The sequence below is a fragment of the Endozoicomonas sp. G2_2 genome, assembly GCF_017744135.1.
Classification (GTDB): domain Bacteria; phylum Pseudomonadota; class Gammaproteobacteria; order Nevskiales; family Salinisphaeraceae; genus Salinisphaera.
The window spans coordinates 162,981-177,710 of record NZ_JAGHQU010000006.1; the positions used below are offsets into that span (position 1 = coordinate 162,981).

Below are 14,730 nucleotides of genomic sequence, written 5' to 3' on the forward strand. Positions count from 1 at the left end.
CGGCGGCGCGGGGATTCGGTATCAGCCGTTGTTGGCGGCGTTTTCGAGCAGGCTCTTGAGCTCGCCCGACTGGAACATGTCGATGACGATATCGGAACCGCCGACCAGCTCGCCGTTGACGAACAGCTGCGGAATGGTCGGCCAGTTGGAATAGACCTTCACGCCCTGGCGATAGATCTCTTCGTCGTCGAACACGTTGACGGCCTTGAACGGCACGCCGCAGGCCTTCAACGCCTCGGCGCTACGGGCCGAGAAACCGCACTGCGGAAAGTCCGGCGTGCCCTTCATGTAGAGCACAATCGGGTTGTTCTCGACTTCCTGCTTGATGACTTCCATTGCCTTGGCGCTCATCGCGACATCCTTTATTCATGAAACCTTGTTGCTGGCGTGAATTATAACGCGCCTGTCGAGCGCTCGTTATCGGCGCTCGCCGTAACCGCCCCCGCCGGCAGACGCGATCGACAGCCGTTGTCCGGCCTGCGCGATCCCCGAGCATTTCGGCTCGAGCGGTTCGCCGTCGAGCCGGTTCTCGCCGACCTTGCCGGGCGCGCCGCCCGCACGCCCCCAGGGCGCATGGCGGCGGCGTTCGGCGAGCACGGTATAGCTGGCCTCGTCGAGGAATTCGATCTCGCGCACCAGACCGTCGCCGCCGTGCTGCGCGCCGGCACCGCCGCTGTCGCGGCGTAGCGCATAGCGGCGCATGCGCAGCGGAAAATGCCGCTCCAGCACCTCCACCGGCGTATTCAGCGTGTTGGTCATGTGTGCCTGCACACCGCTTGCGCCGGCGCGATTCGGCCCGGCCCCGAGACCGCCGCCCATGGTTTCGTAGTAGTCCCACGGCGCGTCGGACCGATGCGAACCCAGCGCCACGTTATTCATGCTCCCGTGGCTGGCGGCCGGAATACGATCGCCCACCGCTTCGGCCAGCGCGCCGAGCACGGCGTCGACCACGCGTTGACTGGTCTCGACGTTGCCGGCCGCAACCGCCCTCGGGTATCGCGCATTGAGCAGTGATCCATCCGGCGCGCTGATCTCGATATCCTCGAACGCCCCGGCACAGGCCGGCACCTGGGCCGGCATGAGGCATCTGAAGACATACAAGGCCCCCGCGGCCGTGACCGACAGCGGACAGTTGACGTTGCCCGCGGTCTGGTCGGCGCTGCCGCTGAAATCCACGCGCACACGGCCCGCGTCGATATCGATACGGCAGGCGATGGTCAGGTCATGGTTGCCCTGGCCGTCGTCATCCAGCACGTCCGTGAAACGATAGCTGCCGTTCGGCAACGCGCCCAGTGCGCTGGCGGCGAGCTTGCGCGCATAGTCGTTGTATTCGGCCAGCCGCGTCTCGAACGCTTCGACATCAGCCGCCTCACCCTCGCCGATCAGCGCCGACAGCCGCCACAGGCCGATACGGTTGGCGGCGATCTGGGCGCTGAAATCACCACGGGCGATCGGCGGGTTGCGCAGGTGTTCGAGCCAGCCGCCGAGCACCGATTCGTCGATCGTGTCGAGCGTCACGAGCGCGACCGGCGCGATGACGAGCCCCTCGTCGTCCAGGCTCTTCGACAAGGGCATGGATCCCGGCGAATCGGCGCCGATATCGGCGTGGTGCGCCCGGTTGGCGACAAACGCCACCAGCTCATCGGCCACGAACAGCGGTGCGATCAAGGTGACATCCGGCAGGTGCGTGCCGCCGAGGTAGGGATCGTTGAGCGCGATCATCTCCCCCGGCGCCCATTCGCGCGCCGCGACGATATCGGCCATCGCATACGCCATGCTGCCGAGGTGCACCGGGATGTGCGCGGCCTGCGCGCACAGGCGCCCGCGCGCATCGAACACGGCACAGGAATAATCCAGCCGATCGCGGATATTCGGCGAGAACGCAGCTTGGGCCAGACTCGCGCCCATCTCCTCGCACACCGCCGTGATGCGACTGGCGAAGATGGCCAGCTCGATGGCGTCGGCCGGGGAATTCGAAGCCGGTGTTGTCATGCCCGCGAGTCTAGCAACGCGGCGGTCAAAGATCAGCGTGATACCCGGTGCGCGGCGTGGGTAAATACCCGTAGTTCAAAGGCCGCGCTTTGAAAAGCGCTTAATAAACCTTATATAACTAGTCGGCGTTGATTCATTCATCTCAATACAAGGGATACGTCATGGCATTTGAACTGCCCGATCTACCTTATGACTACGACGCGCTCGAACCGTATATCGACGGTCGTACGATGGAGATTCACTACGAGAAGCATCACAACGCTTACCTGACCAAGTTCAAGAAGGCCATCGAAGGCACCGAGCTCGAAGATCAGGACCTCGAGACGATTCTCGCGAAGGCCGGCCAGCATGGCCCGGGCGTTCGCAACCAGGGTGGCGGTTACTTCAACCACATCCTGTTCTGGGACAGCATGTCGCCGAGCGGCGGCGGCAAGCCCACGGGCAGCCTCGGCACGGCGATCGATTCGAGCTTCGGCTCGTTCGACGACTTCAAGGAACAGTTCACGAACGCCGCCACGGGCCTGTTCGGTTCCGGTTTCGTGTGGCTCGTGCCGCAGGGCAACCAGCTCAAGATCGTGTCCACCCAGAACCAGGACAACCCGATCATGGACGTGGTGTCCGAATCCGGTAAGCCGGTGATGGGCCTGGACGTGTGGGAGCACGCCTTCTACCTGAAGTACCAGAACCGCAAGCCGGAATACGTGGATGCCTGGTGGAACGTCGTCAACTGGGACGGCATCGCCAAGCGCTACGACGAGCAGGTCGGCTAAGACCGCGCCGGTTGCGCTAGAATACGGCCCCGTCGCGTTGCGGCGGGGCTGTTTTTCGTTTTGGGCCGTGATTTTCGCGGGGATGGATTTCCTTGCGCGCACACGCGCCCGTCAGGACGCCTTATGGCCAATTCGCATCTGATACCGACCTACAAGCGCCAGCCTGTCGCCTTCGAGCGTGGACATGGCGCCTGGCTGTTCGACGGCGACGGCAACCGTTATCTCGACGCCCTGTCCGGCATCGCAGTCAGCGCGCTCGGCCATTCGCACCCCGCACTCGTCGAGGCCATCACCAACCAGGCCAGCACGCTGCTGCACACATCGAATCTCTACGAGATCGACGTACAGACACGACTCGCCGATCGACTGTGCGCGTTGTCGGGCATGGACGCGGTGTTCTTCGGCAACAGCGGCAGCGAAGCCAACGAAGCCGCGATCAAGCTCGCGCGCCTGCACGGCCACAACCGCGGCATCGACATGCCGGTGATCGTGGTCATGGAAAGCGCCTTTCACGGCCGCACCCTGGCCGCGCTCGCCGCCACCGGCAACGCGAACGCCCAGAAAGGCTTCGAGCCGATGCCGGCAGGCTTCGTGCGCGTGCCCTACGGCGACATCGACGCGATCGCCGCACTCGAGGATCACAACATCGTCGCCGTGCACGTCGAACCCATCCAGGGCGAAGGCGGCGTGCGCGTGCCGCCGGCCGATTTCCTGCCCGCGCTACGCCGACTGTGCGACAAGCGCGACTGGCTAATGATGATCGACGAAGTGCAGACCGGCGTGGGCCGTACGGGGCACTGGTTTGCGCATCAGGCCGCCGGCATCACCCCGGATGTGATGTGCCTGGCCAAGGGCCTGGGCGGCGGCGTGCCGATCGGCGCAGCGCTGGTCGCCAGCGCTGCAGGCGAACTGTTCGGCCCCGGCAGCCACGGCTCGACTTTCGGCGGCAACCCGCTGGCCTGTCGCGCCGCGCTGGCCGTGCTCGACACCATCGAACACGATGGCCTGCTCGCTCACGCCGGCGCGATGGGCGAATCCATTCGCGAGCAGATCGAGGCGCGTGTCGGCGAGCTGGATCATGTCGTCGAAATCCGCGGTGCCGGCTTGATGATCGGCATCGAATTGAGCGAGCCCTGCGCCGAACTGGTCGACGCCGCGCGCGAACAGGGCATTCTTCTGAACGTCACGGCAGGCTCGGTCATCCGACTGCTGCCGCCGCTGATCATCGGCCCCGCCGAAGTGGAACGGCTGGTCGATGGCGTGTGTCATCTCATCGAGAGCATGACGACAACTCAAACTATGCAAGCTGACTGATCATGACCCTGCGACACTTTCTCAGCCTGGACGATCTGGGTGCCGACGGCATCCACCGCATCATCGACAACGCGATCGCGCTCAAGCGCAAGCCGCCGAGACAGGCGCCGCTGGCCGGCCGCACGCTGGCAATGCTGTTCGAAAAGGCTTCCACTCGCACGCGCGTGTCCTTCGAGGCGGGCATGGCTCAGCTCGGCGGCCATGCGCTGTTCCTGTCGCCGCAGGACACCCAGATCGGGCGCGGCGAGCCGGTGGAGGATACCGCACGCGTACTCTCGCGCATGGTCGATGTGGTGATGATCCGCAACCACTCGCACGAGACGCTTGAGCGCTTCGCCGCCTATTCCAGCGTGCCGGTGATCAATGGCCTCACCGACCGCCTGCATCCCTGCCAGGTGCTCGCGGACCTTCAGACCTTCAAGGAACACCGCGGCGACATCGCCGGCAGGACCGTGGCCTGGATCGGCGATGGCAACAACATGTGCCACTCCTATCTGCTGGCCGCCCGTCTGCTCGACTTCGACCTGCGCATCGCCACGCCCGAGGGCTACGGCCCCAACCCCCAGATTCTCAAGACCTGTGGCGAGCGCGCGGTGATCTGCGATGACGCGTCGCATGCCGCCGACGGCGCCGACCTTGTGCTCACGGATGTGTGGGCCAGCATGGGCGACGAAGACGACCGCGAGGTGCGCCTGGCCGACTTCGCCAACTATCAGGTGAACAAGGCCCTGATGAGTTGGGCCAAGGACGACGCGCTGTTCATGCATTGCCTGCCCGCGCATCGCGGCGAGGAAGTCAGCGCGGAAGTGATCGACGGGCCCAACAGCGTGGTCTGGGATGAGGCGGAAAACCGCCTGCATGCCCAGAAGGCGCTGCTGCTGGACCTGCTGGCCGCACACTAGACCGGCCGATGCCGCGGCGGGCGCGTCACGCCCGGCGACGCGCGAGCACGAGCGAGTAGGCGCCTGCCGGCGCCTCGAAATGACGATCAAGCGCCAGCCCGGCATCGGCAAGCAGCGCATCCAGGGATTGCGGCGTGAACTTGTGGCTGAACTCGGTCACGATTTCCTCGTCGGCGGCTATGTCGAACGTCGTATCCAGCGCCGCAAGCGTGACCCGATGCGCGTGACGCGCGGCAAGACGCATTTCGATACGCGCATGCGCGCGATCGAACACCGCCCGGTGACGGTAGCTGTCCACCGGGAAATCGCCGCCGAGTTCCCGGTTGAGGACCCGCAGAACGTTGCGATTGAATGCGGCGGTTGTGCCGGCCGCATCGTCGTAGGCTGCCTCGAGTATGGCGCTGTCCTTGACCCGGTCCACGCCCAGCAACAGCAGGTCGTCGTCGCGCATCAACGCGGCGATCTGTTCGAGCATCCCGCGTGCCGCGCCGGGTTCGAAGTTACCCAGCGTGCCGCCGAGGAACACGATCAGACGGCGGCCGGTTGTCGGCAACGGCAGGTTGCTCAGCCCGCCGGTGTAGTCGCCGATCAGCGCGTGTACATCGAGCCAGGGGTAGTCCTGTACCAGCGCCGCGCCGGCATCGAGCATCATCTGCGCCGAGACGTCGAACGGCCAGTAGCTGCAAGCCTGGCTCAGGGCATCGCAGGCGTCGAGCAAGTGGCGCGTCTTGCGGGAACTGCCGCTGCCGAGCTCGAGCATGTGATCGCAGCGCGCGTATTCCATGATCTCGCGCCCATGCGCGGCCAGCAGGGCGGCCTCGGTTCGCGAGGGATAATATTCGGGCGTCTCGCAGATGGCTTCGAACAGCTCGGAGCCGCGGTCGTCGTAGAAATATTTCGGCGGCAGCCAGCGCGGACGCGACAACAGACCGGCGCGAACATCCTCGGCCAGCGTCGACACCGGCGTGGCCGGCGCGACCGCGGCGCTCGTCAGGCGCGCCGCCTTCTCGGGGTTTCGCATGTCAGCAGACCCGCTCTGCGGGCCGATTGGGCGTGTTGCCAGCGAAGGTTATCATCGCAAAGTAATCCTCATATCCCGGACATTTACGGATGTGCCGAATTGCCGGTTTCATCGGCCCGCCCCTCACGCTCGGCGAACTCGTGTGCGAGCCGCCGCACGGTCTGGCCCATCAATCCTGGGCCGCAAGGGAAATGGTCAGCGCCACCGTGAATGCCGACGGCTGGGGGGCGGCGTGGCTCGACGATCAGGGCCGGCCTGCCGGCTATCGCCAGATCCTGCCGATCTGGGCCGACGTCAATCTCGACGCGCTCGCGCGCAGTCTGCGATCGCGCGTTTGGCTGGCCAACGTGCGCAGCGCCACCGCGGGGCTGGGCACCGACTATGCGAACACCCAGCCGTTCCACGACGGCGAACTGCTGTTCACCCACAACGGTTTCATTGACCGCTTCGCGCATACGCTCCGGGCACGCCTGCGGGCCGCGCTCGAGCCGCACATCGAAATCACGATCAACGGCAATACCGATTCGGAATATCTGTTCGCGCTGATCCGCCAGCAGCGCGGCACGCTGGCCGAGCGTGTGCGCACTGCCCTCGCGCTGGTGCGCGAATGGCTGGCCGACGCGCACGATGTACGGGCTCTGCTGAATGTGATCGTCAGCGATGGTCGGCAGATGGTCGCCACCCGCGATGCGCTGCACGGCGATGCGCCATCGCTGTATTTCCACCCCGACTGGCACGGCGGCGTGGCCATCGGTTCCGAAGCGTTCGACAACCAGAACGGCTGGACAGGCGTAGAGTCGGGCGAAATGATTGTGGTGACGGCCGGCACGGCGCCGGCCCGGGAAAAGCTATGACCCAGAACGCCCCGACCCGGCTCGCGCAACTGCGGGATGCGAGCCTGGCGATGGTCGACGGCCTGACCCCGGCCGAACAACGCGCGCAAAGTCATCCCGAACTCAGCCCCATGCTCTGGCACGTTGGCCATGTGTTCTTCATGGAGACATACTGGCTCGCCGAGCGCGTGTTCGGCGACCGCCGTGTGACCGACGCCTGGTGCGACCTCTATTTCCCGGAAATCTGTGCCAAGGACGAGCGCAGTTCGCGCCTGCCGGATGCGGCCGCGTTGAAGCAGTGGGCTGCAGAAGTCAGCCGCGACAACGACGCCTACTGGCGCCAGGCCGCCAATCACGACCACCCGTTGCTCGACCATGGTTATCTCGCAGCCTTTCTGCGCCAGCACTACGCCCAGCATCTCGAGACCATGCGACTGGCGCGTGCCCAGCTCGCGCTGGCGCGCGTGCCGGCGCCCCGGCCGAGTGGCATCGCAGCGGCCGCGCCGGACACCGCGATGCAGACGGTCAACGCCTGCGACATGGCGATCGGCAGCAGCGACATCGCCGCCTACGACAACGAACAGCCGGTATTCACCGCCCATCTGCCCACGTTCGATATCGCGCCGCGTTGTGTGAGCAATGCCCAATGGCTCGGCTTCATGCAGGCCGGCGGCTATGCCCGGCCGGAATTCTGGGACGACGCCGGCTGGGCCTGGCGCGTGGCCGAGTCCATACAACACCCGCAACACTGGCGCGCCGCGGGGGCCGACGACTGGGATATTCCCGCCGATATCGATACCGATATCGGCCAGGCCCCGGTTCACGGCATCGGCTGGTACGAGGCACGGGCATTCGCCCGCTACGCGGGCGCACGCCTGCCTCGCGAAATCGAGTGGGAGGCCGCTCGCCGAACGGGCGTGCTCGCCGACGACGCGCGGGTATGGCAATGGTGCGACGACGCCTTTTATCCCTACCCCGGCTTCACGGCCTTTCCCTACGACGGCTATTCGCGGCCCTGGTTCGACGGCGCGCACTTCGTCGCCCGCGGCGCGAGCGTGCACACCGAAATCGATGTACGCCGCCCGGGCTTTCGCAATTTCTATCCGCCCGCGCATCGTCATGTCTTCGCCGGCCTGCGCCTGGCACGCGCCTGAACCGAGACAGCGACCGTGGGAAGTAATGACCTATACTGCGTTGCGTTTCACACAGGCAGGATGAGCGAATGCCGCCAATAGATCTCACGCTCCCCGCGGACATCGGGCCGATGGTCGATCAGGCGCTGGCCGAGGATGTCGGCGACGGCGATCGCAATGCCGCGCTGATTGATCCCGGAGTGCGGGCCTCGGCGAGCGTGGTCGTGCGCGAGAACGCGATTCTCGCCGGTTCGCCCTGGTTCGAGCGCGTGTTTTCGGCGCTGGACAAGGGTGTATCCATCGACTGGGCCTATAGCGACGGCCAGCGTATCCGCTCCAACACGGCCGTGTGCCGAATCGAAGGCCCGGTGCGCGCGCTGCTCACCGGCGAACGCACAGCACTGAATTTTCTGCAGTTGCTGTCCGGCGTGGCCAGCGCGACGTCCGACTTCGTCGAACGTGTGAAGGGCACGAACACGCAGATCATCGATACCCGCAAGACCCTGCCCGGCTTACGCAGTGCCCAGCGCTATGCGGTGCGCTGCGGGGGCGGAATCAATCACCGCTTCGGCCTGTTCGACGCCATTCTGATCAAGGAAAACCACATCACGGCGGCGGGCTCGATCGAAACCGCCGTGCAGCGCGCCCGCGAAACGGCCGAGGGCCTGTTCGTGCAGGTTGAAATAGAAACCCTCGAAGAACTGGAACAGGCCCTGGAGGCCGGTATCGATGGCGTGCTGCTCGACAATCTGCCGAGCCATGTGCTTACTCGCGCGGTGAACATGGCCGATGCGCATCGACGCCGCTTTCGCCGCGATATCGTCATCGAGGCATCCGGCGACATCAATCTGCGCAACGTGCGCGAGATCGCCGACACGGGCGTGGATCGCATCTCCATCGGCGGCCTGACCAAGCACATTAAGGCCACCGATTTCTCGATGCGCATGCAGACGCAGTAGACAAGAGACCCGCCTACTGCGTCTGCCGATGCGAAGGCTCAGAATCGCCAGGTTGCGCCGACCATCACTACCGGATAAAGCGGCAGCGCGTCGACGTCGTCCTCGATGGCGCGTTCTTCTTCGCGTACCGCGTCTTGTGCGATCGGGTTGAGGGTCGACGGCCCGCTCAGATCGACGTTCACGTCCGGGTTGCCCAGATAGAACACGCCGAGATCGGCCGTCAGGGCGAATCCGCCTTCGGCGCCCGGCGCCTTGCCCCAGCCGATCCCGAGATAGGGCGACAGTGGGTCATAGCTGATACGGGCGTCGAGCCGGTCGCCGCGCACGAGAATCCCTTCGCTATCGCCGAGATCGCAGGCGATCTGCGTGCACGTGGCATCGCCGCGCAGTTCGTCGTCGTTGATCATCACGCCCGCGGTGACCCGAAAGGCGCCGGCAAAGGGGTGATAATCCACCAGCAACGCGCCGTGCAGCAGATCGATATTGCCGCTGTATTCGAGATCACTGCCGCCGTCGGCCTCGAAATCGAGGTCAGCGCTCGCGCCGGCCACCATGGCGCGCAGCTGCACGCGTTCGGTCCAGGCATAGGACACCTGCCCGCCCACGCCCAGCGTGCCGGCGACGACGCCCGCGCCAATGCTCGCGGCCTGCGCCACACCCGTTGCACACACGAGGCCCGCTGCGGCCCACCCCTTCCACTTGTTCATCGACAACCCCGCTTGGTGACGGCCACGCGAATCGCGGCCTCGGGGCTATATCGTCAGCCGCGCAATCTTCTTAATCCGGCATCGAGATCCGCGACCAGGTCGTCGACATCCTCCAGGCCGGCGTGGATACGCAGGGTCGGCCCCGCGGCCTGCCACGCGGTGGCACTGCGCATGGTTTCCGGGTTCACGGCCAGCACGAGGCTTTCGTAGCCGCCCCAGGAAAAGCCCATGCCAAACAGTTCGAGATGATCGAGCATGGCCGCGAGCCGCGAGCGATCGACGGGCTCGAGCACGACCGAGAACAGCCCGCTCGATCCGGTGAAATCGCGTGCGAACAGCGCGTGCTGAGGATGATCCGCGCGGGCCGGGTGAAGCACCCGTGCCACACCGGCCTGATCGGCCAGCCAGTCCGCCAGTGCGCGCGCGTTCGCCTCGTGCACGGGCAGCCGCTGACCGAGCGTGCGCAGACCGCGCAGGCCGAGATAGATATCGTCCGGCCCGGCGCAGTAGCCCATGCCGGCAGCCGTCTTGCGCACCCGCAGGTACTGGGCCTCGACGCAATTGATCACGCCGAGCATGGCGTCCGCGTGGCCGACGAGATACTTGGTCGCGGCATGAATGGATATGTCTACGCCGTGGGCGAGCGCGTCGAAATACAGCGGTGTCGCCCAGGTGTTGTCGGCCATGACGACGACATCGTGGCGATGCGCAACTTCGGCCAGCGCAGGCACATCGCTGATTTCGAACGTCAGCGAACCCGGCGCCTCGAGAAACAGCACCCGTGTGTCGGCGGTGATGCGCTGCTCCAGCGCGTCGGCGGAAATCGTCGGGTCGAAATATTCCGTCGTCACCCCGAGCCGGCGCAGCAGACCGTCGCAGAGCTTGCGCGTCGGGCCGTAGACGTTGTCGGTGACCAGAAAATGCGCCCCCTGCTCTGCGCCGCTCATGAGCGCGGCAGTGATCGCGGCCAGCCCCGAACACGTGGTGACCGCGCCGAACGCGCCTTCCATTTCCGCGACCGCCTGTTCGAAGGCGAACTGTACCGGCGTGCCGTTGCGGCCGTAGTACATGCCTTCGAACGGGTTTTTCGAGGCCTGCTCGAGCGCGTCGAGGGATTCGAACAGTACGGTGGACGCGTGATAGACGGGCGGATTGACCATGCCCTGCTGGGCCGCCGAATCGCGGCCGGCGTGCACGAGGCGGGTTGCTCTTTTCATGTCGGGACGATGCGCTCCTAAAAGCTGGCCTGCACGCCGGGCGAGACGTCTATACTGCCCGGGCCAAAACCAGCCGATAAGCCAGTGAATTCTTGCGTCGAAGATCTATTGTCCCACACCGCCGAGCGGCTTCTGTCCTGCCTGCCTCGGCGTACACCCGATGCCGCGCGCCTGGAGCGCGCGCGAATCGTCGCGCATCGCGGTGAGCGCGACGACGTGAGCGTGCAGGAAAACACCTTCGCCGCCTTCGACCCGACGATCGAGGCCGGCGTGGCCGCCATCGAGTTCGACGTGCGCTATACCCGCGACGACGAACCCGTGGTCGTTCACGATGCCGATCTCAAGCGCGTATTCGGCCTGCCGGACGTGGTTGCGCAAACGCCCTGGAAACGCCTTCGCCGGCAGGCGCCGAACCTGCCGCATCTGGATGAATTGATCGAACGCTACAGCGGACGCACCCACTTCATGGCCGAGCTCAAGACGCGCGGCAGCGCGCGCGCCGAGCAGCGATTCACCGATCGCCTCGCCGCGCTCGTGCCGGTACGCGATTTCCACGTGCTGTCGCTGGAGATGCCGCTGTTCGAGGCCGTGGCCGCCCTGCCTGCGGCCTGCCACCTGCCGGTGGCCAAGCTCAATCTCGGCGAGATCCAGCGCTGGACGCTGAGCCACGATTGCGCCGGACTCGCCGGCCCGCATCTGCTCATGCGCCAGCGTCAGATCCGGGCGCTACAGACAGCCCGCCCGTTCGTGGGCGCGGGCTTCGTCAGCCGGCCCGGCGTGCTGATGCGCGAGATTGCCCGCGGTGTGGAATGGATCTTTACCAATCATCCGCTGCGCCTGCAGCGCGCGCTCGATGCCGCGCGCGCCCGAGCGCCTGCCTGAACCGCGCTAGAGACCGACCGCTTCGCGCCCGTGCGGCGCGTAGAGATCGAGCGCCGGGCCGACCGGCACGATACCGGTCGGATTGATCGTGCCGTGGCTGCGGTAGTAATGCTGCTTGATATGGTCGAAGTCGGTGGTCTCGGCGATGCCCGGCGTCTGGTAGAGCTCGCGCAGATAGCCCGACAGATGGGGATAGTCGGCGATACGCCGCAGATTGCACTTGAAGTGGCCCACATAGACGGCATCGAAGCGCACCAGCGTCACGAACAGCCGCCAGTCGGCTTCGGTCACGCGATCGCCAACGAGATAGCGTTGCTCGGCCAGGCGCGAATCGAGCCAGTCGAGCGTCGCGAACAGCGCCTCGAAGGCTTCTTCATAGGCCGCCTGCGTGGTCGCGAACCCAGCCTTGTACACGCCGTTGTTGACGTCGTGATAGACGCGCTCGTTGACGGCATCGATATCCGCACGCAGCGGCTCGGGATAGACATCCAGCTCCGGATGCCGAGCGAAAGCGTCGAACGCGCTGTTGAACATGCGCAGGATGTCCGCGGATTCGTTCGACACGATGGTCTCGTGGCGCCGGTCCCACAGCGTGGGCGTGGTCACGCGCCCGGTATAGCCGCTGGCGGCCTTCTGATAAAGCTCGAACAGATGATCGAGTCCGTACAGCGTATCGGGGATCGCGCCGGGGGCATCGGAAAAACTCCAGCCCCATTCGCCCATGTACGGGTCCACGATCGACACGCCGATGACGTCTTCCAGCCCCTTCAACCGACGCATGATCAGCGTGCGGTGCGCCCAGGGACAGGCCAGCGACACGTACAGATGATAGCGGCCGGGCTCGGCGGCAAAGCGTGCGTCCGGATCCGGACTCACCCAGTCACGGAAGCCGGCCGACTCGCGCACGAACTGGCCGCCGGTCGACTCGGTGTCGTACCATTGGTCTTTCCATTGCCCTTCGACGAGAAGTCCCATCGCTTACTCCACGGGTTGACGGGGCGCCGCGACGCTGCGTGTCGCTGGCGCGCGCGTATCCAGCGCGCAGAAACAGTGCGCATAGAGATGGCGCGGATCGCTGAGACCACTGCGTAGCCAGTCGAACGCGGACAGATCGGTGGCCTGGGAGATCCAGTCCGGCACCAGTGCCGACTCGACGTGCGAGGAAAGAAACTCACGTACCGCGGTACGCCAGTCGGCCGGCGGCTGCATGGCCTGCAGCGCATAGTCGCCCTCGCCCAAACCGGCGAGCGAGGCCGTGGCCTTCTCGGCGTCCACATAGCCGCCCAGTTTGTCGACCAGGCCGATCCGCTCGGCGTCCGAGCCGCTCCACACGCGCCCTTCGGCAATCCGCCGGACAGCGTCTTCCTGCATGTCGCGCGCCTGCGCGACCCGGCCGACGAACTGGTCGTAGCCGTGTTCGACACCCGCCTGCAGCATCATCTTGACCGGCTCCGACAGCGGCTGATCGAGACGCAGCGCGCCCGACAGCGGCGTCGTGCCCACGCCGTCGGTATGGATGCCCAGATCCTCCAGCGGCTTGGCAAAGGTGGGCACGATGCCGAAGATACCGATGGAGCCGGTGATCGTCGCCGGCTCGGCCCAGATCTCGTTGGCGTTCATCGATATCCAGTAGCCGCCCGAGGCCGCGACCCCGGCCATCGACACCACCACCGGCTTGCCGGCCTCGCGGGTCAGCGCGACCTGCTCGCGAATGCGCTCGGAAGCGGTGACCGATCCGCCGGGCGAATTCACCCGCAACAGCAGCGCAGCCACGTGATCGTCGCGACGCGCGTCGGCGATCATGCGCGCAATCGTGTCGCCGCCCGCCTGGCCGGGTACGCTTTCGCCATCCACAATCGCCCCTTCCACGACCACGGTCGCGATACGGCTGTCGGTTCGCGGCGCGGGCTGCTCGGCATCCGTCGCGTTGAGATAGTCCACGTGGTGAATCTGGCGAAAACTGCCGTGCGACTCGTCGGTGCCGACCTGTTCGCGCATGGCATCGCGGACATCGGCCAGCGAGGCGACCTCGTCGACCAGATTCGCGTCGCGCGCCACCTGCGCGGCATCGCCGTCGGCCCGCTCGAGGGCCTGCGCGAAACCGTCGACATAGTCGCTGACGTGTTCGGCCTCAAAGTCGCGCTGCGCACTGACCTTCTCGCGATACGTCTGCCAGAGGGAATTCATCCAGGTCTTGTTCGCCGCCCGCGCCTGGGGCGACATGTCGTTACGGGTGAACGGCTCGACATAGGATTTGTATTCGCCCACGCGAAACACGTTGATCTCTACACCGAGCTTGTCGATCGCGTCCTTGTAGTAATTGCGATAGACGCCGTAACCGGGGATGAAGACATAGCCGAAGGGGTCCATGTAGACCGTATCGGCATGACTGGCCAGCGCGTACTGCGCCTGACCGTAGGACGGCGACCAGGCGAACACGGGCTTGCCGGACTGCTTAAAGCGGTCGATGGCGGCAACCAGATCCTGCACTTGCCCCGGCTGGGCGCTGCCGAGTTCGTCGAGTTTGAGAAAAGCGAGCTTGATGCGGTCGTCCTCCGCGCCGCGATCGAGCGACTCGATCAGGTCGCGCACCACCGACTGACGCTGCGGCTCGGACACCAGCGACCCGACCAGATTGCCCACGCCGCGACTGCGCTGTTCGACCAGATCGCCGGTCGGCGCCCACACCAGTGCACTGTCCTGCTCCACGACCACCCCGGGCCCGTCGAAGAAGGCGAAATAGATGCCCACCGGCACGATCAGCAGCAGCACGATCAGCACGAGGGCATAGATCAGCGCGATCGTGCGCCAGATGCCCCGGAAAAAACGACGAATCAGCGAAGGTTTCTTGGCCACAAAAACTCCGTGGGCGTCGATCAAGACCGCGAGAACGGGCCGGATCGCACAGGAACTGACGATGGATGCAAACGCGTGCGACGCGTGGCAGTGTAGCCGCTCGCGTAACGCCTCGCGACTTGAATTCGGCGGTTGGACACCGCA

14 protein-coding genes are annotated in these 14,730 nt (G+C 65.6%); 7 read left to right on the forward strand and 7 right to left on the reverse strand.

Going from position 1 to position 14,730, the window contains the following annotated elements; translation table 11 throughout:
* Window positions 1–21: 21 nt before the first annotated feature.
* A complete protein-coding gene (grxD, locus tag J7355_RS09235) occupies window positions 22–351 on the reverse strand; it encodes a Grx4 family monothiol glutaredoxin (protein WP_247739886.1) in 330 nt (109 codons plus the stop codon).
* Between the two features lie 66 nt (window positions 352–417).
* Window positions 418–1,992 carry a hydantoinase B/oxoprolinase family protein gene (locus J7355_RS09240; protein WP_209061916.1) on the reverse strand — a complete coding sequence of 525 codons (1,575 nt, stop codon included), beginning with the start codon at window positions 1,990–1,992 and terminating at the stop codon, window positions 418–420.
* 161 nt (window positions 1,993–2,153) lie between these two features.
* On the opposite strand from J7355_RS09240, the gene J7355_RS09245 reads away from it, so the two are divergent.
* The 3 genes from J7355_RS09245 to argF all read left to right on the forward strand — a co-directional run bounded on the left by J7355_RS09245 (window position 2,154) and on the right by argF (window position 4,978).
* Window positions 2,154–2,762: a superoxide dismutase gene (locus J7355_RS09245; protein WP_209061918.1), complete on the forward strand. Its 609-nt coding sequence runs from the start codon at window positions 2,154–2,156 to the stop codon at window positions 2,760–2,762.
* Window positions 2,763–2,885: 123 nt separating this feature from the next.
* The gene (locus J7355_RS09250) at window positions 2,886–4,076 is read left to right on the forward strand and encodes an acetylornithine transaminase (RefSeq protein ID WP_209061920.1); all 1,191 of its coding nucleotides are present in this window, start codon (window positions 2,886–2,888) and stop codon (window positions 4,074–4,076) included.
* A gap of 2 nt (window positions 4,077–4,078) precedes the next feature.
* Window positions 4,079–4,978, forward strand: coding sequence for an ornithine carbamoyltransferase (gene argF, locus J7355_RS09255; RefSeq protein WP_209061922.1), 900 nt, complete (start codon window positions 4,079–4,081; stop codon window positions 4,976–4,978).
* 25 nt (window positions 4,979–5,003) lie between these two features.
* Here the strand turns inward: argF and egtD are convergent, their stop codons facing one another.
* The gene (gene egtD, locus J7355_RS09260; RefSeq protein WP_209061924.1) at window positions 5,004–5,999 is read right to left on the reverse strand and encodes an L-histidine N(alpha)-methyltransferase; all 996 of its coding nucleotides are present in this window, start codon (window positions 5,997–5,999) and stop codon (window positions 5,004–5,006) included.
* Between the two features lie 89 nt (window positions 6,000–6,088).
* On the opposite strand from egtD, the gene egtC reads away from it, so the two are divergent.
* The 3 genes from egtC (at window position 6,089) to nadC (ending at window position 8,924) form a co-directional block, all read left to right on the forward strand.
* The gene (gene egtC / locus J7355_RS09265; RefSeq protein ID WP_209061925.1) at window positions 6,089–6,853 is read left to right on the forward strand and encodes an ergothioneine biosynthesis protein EgtC; all 765 of its coding nucleotides are present in this window, start codon (window positions 6,089–6,091) and stop codon (window positions 6,851–6,853) included.
* Window positions 6,850–7,986, forward strand: a complete 1,137-nt coding sequence (locus tag J7355_RS09270) for an SUMF1/EgtB/PvdO family nonheme iron enzyme (RefSeq protein ID WP_209061927.1) — start codon at window positions 6,850–6,852, stop codon at window positions 7,984–7,986. Before egtC ends, J7355_RS09270 begins: the two co-directional genes overlap by 4 nt.
* Before the next feature lie 68 nt (window positions 7,987–8,054).
* Window positions 8,055–8,924, forward strand: coding sequence for a carboxylating nicotinate-nucleotide diphosphorylase (gene nadC / locus J7355_RS09275; RefSeq protein WP_209061929.1), 870 nt, complete (start codon window positions 8,055–8,057; stop codon window positions 8,922–8,924).
* A 38-nt stretch (window positions 8,925–8,962) separates the two neighbouring features.
* On the opposite strand, the gene J7355_RS09280 is transcribed toward nadC, so the two are convergent.
* Both J7355_RS09280 and metC read right to left on the reverse strand, forming a co-directional pair.
* Entirely contained in the window at window positions 8,963–9,631 is a 669-nt protein-coding gene (locus tag J7355_RS09280; RefSeq protein WP_209061931.1) for a hypothetical protein, read from the reverse strand.
* A 53-nt stretch (window positions 9,632–9,684) separates the two neighbouring features.
* Window positions 9,685–10,848 carry a cystathionine beta-lyase gene (metC, locus tag J7355_RS09285; RefSeq protein WP_209061933.1) on the reverse strand — a complete coding sequence of 388 codons (1,164 nt, stop codon included), beginning with the start codon at window positions 10,846–10,848 and terminating at the stop codon, window positions 9,685–9,687.
* 108 nt (window positions 10,849–10,956) lie between these two features.
* Here metC and J7355_RS09290 point away from each other — a divergent pair, with 108 nt between their 5' ends.
* On the forward strand, window positions 10,957–11,730 hold the full coding sequence (locus J7355_RS09290; protein WP_209061935.1) for a glycerophosphodiester phosphodiesterase: 774 nt from the start codon (window positions 10,957–10,959) through the stop codon (window positions 11,728–11,730).
* Between the two features lie 6 nt (window positions 11,731–11,736).
* On the opposite strand, the gene J7355_RS09295 is transcribed toward J7355_RS09290, so the two are convergent.
* Together J7355_RS09295 and sppA are read right to left on the reverse strand one after the other, a co-directional pair.
* Window positions 11,737–12,705 (reverse strand): glutathione S-transferase family protein, encoded by a 969-nt coding sequence (locus tag J7355_RS09295; RefSeq protein ID WP_209061937.1) that lies wholly within the window; start codon window positions 12,703–12,705, stop codon window positions 11,737–11,739.
* Window positions 12,706–12,708: 3 nt separating this feature from the next.
* Entirely contained in the window at window positions 12,709–14,586 is a 1,878-nt protein-coding gene (gene sppA, locus J7355_RS09300; RefSeq protein WP_209061939.1) for a signal peptide peptidase SppA, read from the reverse strand.
* Window positions 14,587–14,730: the final 144 nt, after the last annotated feature.

Coding starts and splice junctions, on each gene's coding strand:
- J7355_RS09245 (WP_209061918.1), top strand. CDS start 2,154: ATGGCATTTGAACTGCCCGATCTACCTTATGACTACGACGCGCTCGAA.
- nadC (WP_209061929.1), top strand. CDS start 8,055: ATGCCGCCAATAGATCTCACGCTCCCCGCGGACATCGGGCCGATGGTC.
- J7355_RS09270 (WP_209061927.1), top strand. CDS start 6,850: ATGACCCAGAACGCCCCGACCCGGCTCGCGCAACTGCGGGATGCGAGC.
- egtD (WP_209061924.1), bottom strand. CDS start 5,999: ATGCGAAACCCCGAGAAGGCGGCGCGCCTGACGAGCGCCGCGGTCGCG.
- egtC (WP_209061925.1), top strand. CDS start 6,089: ATGTGCCGAATTGCCGGTTTCATCGGCCCGCCCCTCACGCTCGGCGAA.
- J7355_RS09240 (WP_209061916.1), bottom strand. CDS start 1,992: ATGACAACACCGGCTTCGAATTCCCCGGCCGACGCCATCGAGCTGGCC.
- argF (WP_209061922.1), top strand. CDS start 4,079: ATGACCCTGCGACACTTTCTCAGCCTGGACGATCTGGGTGCCGACGGC.
- grxD (WP_247739886.1), bottom strand. CDS start 351: ATGAGCGCCAAGGCAATGGAAGTCATCAAGCAGGAAGTCGAGAACAAC.
- J7355_RS09295 (WP_209061937.1), bottom strand. CDS start 12,705: ATGGGACTTCTCGTCGAAGGGCAATGGAAAGACCAATGGTACGACACC.
- J7355_RS09250 (WP_209061920.1), top strand. CDS start 2,886: ATGGCCAATTCGCATCTGATACCGACCTACAAGCGCCAGCCTGTCGCC.
- J7355_RS09280 (WP_209061931.1), bottom strand. CDS start 9,631: ATGAACAAGTGGAAGGGGTGGGCCGCAGCGGGCCTCGTGTGTGCAACG.
- metC (WP_209061933.1), bottom strand. CDS start 10,848: ATGAAAAGAGCAACCCGCCTCGTGCACGCCGGCCGCGATTCGGCGGCC.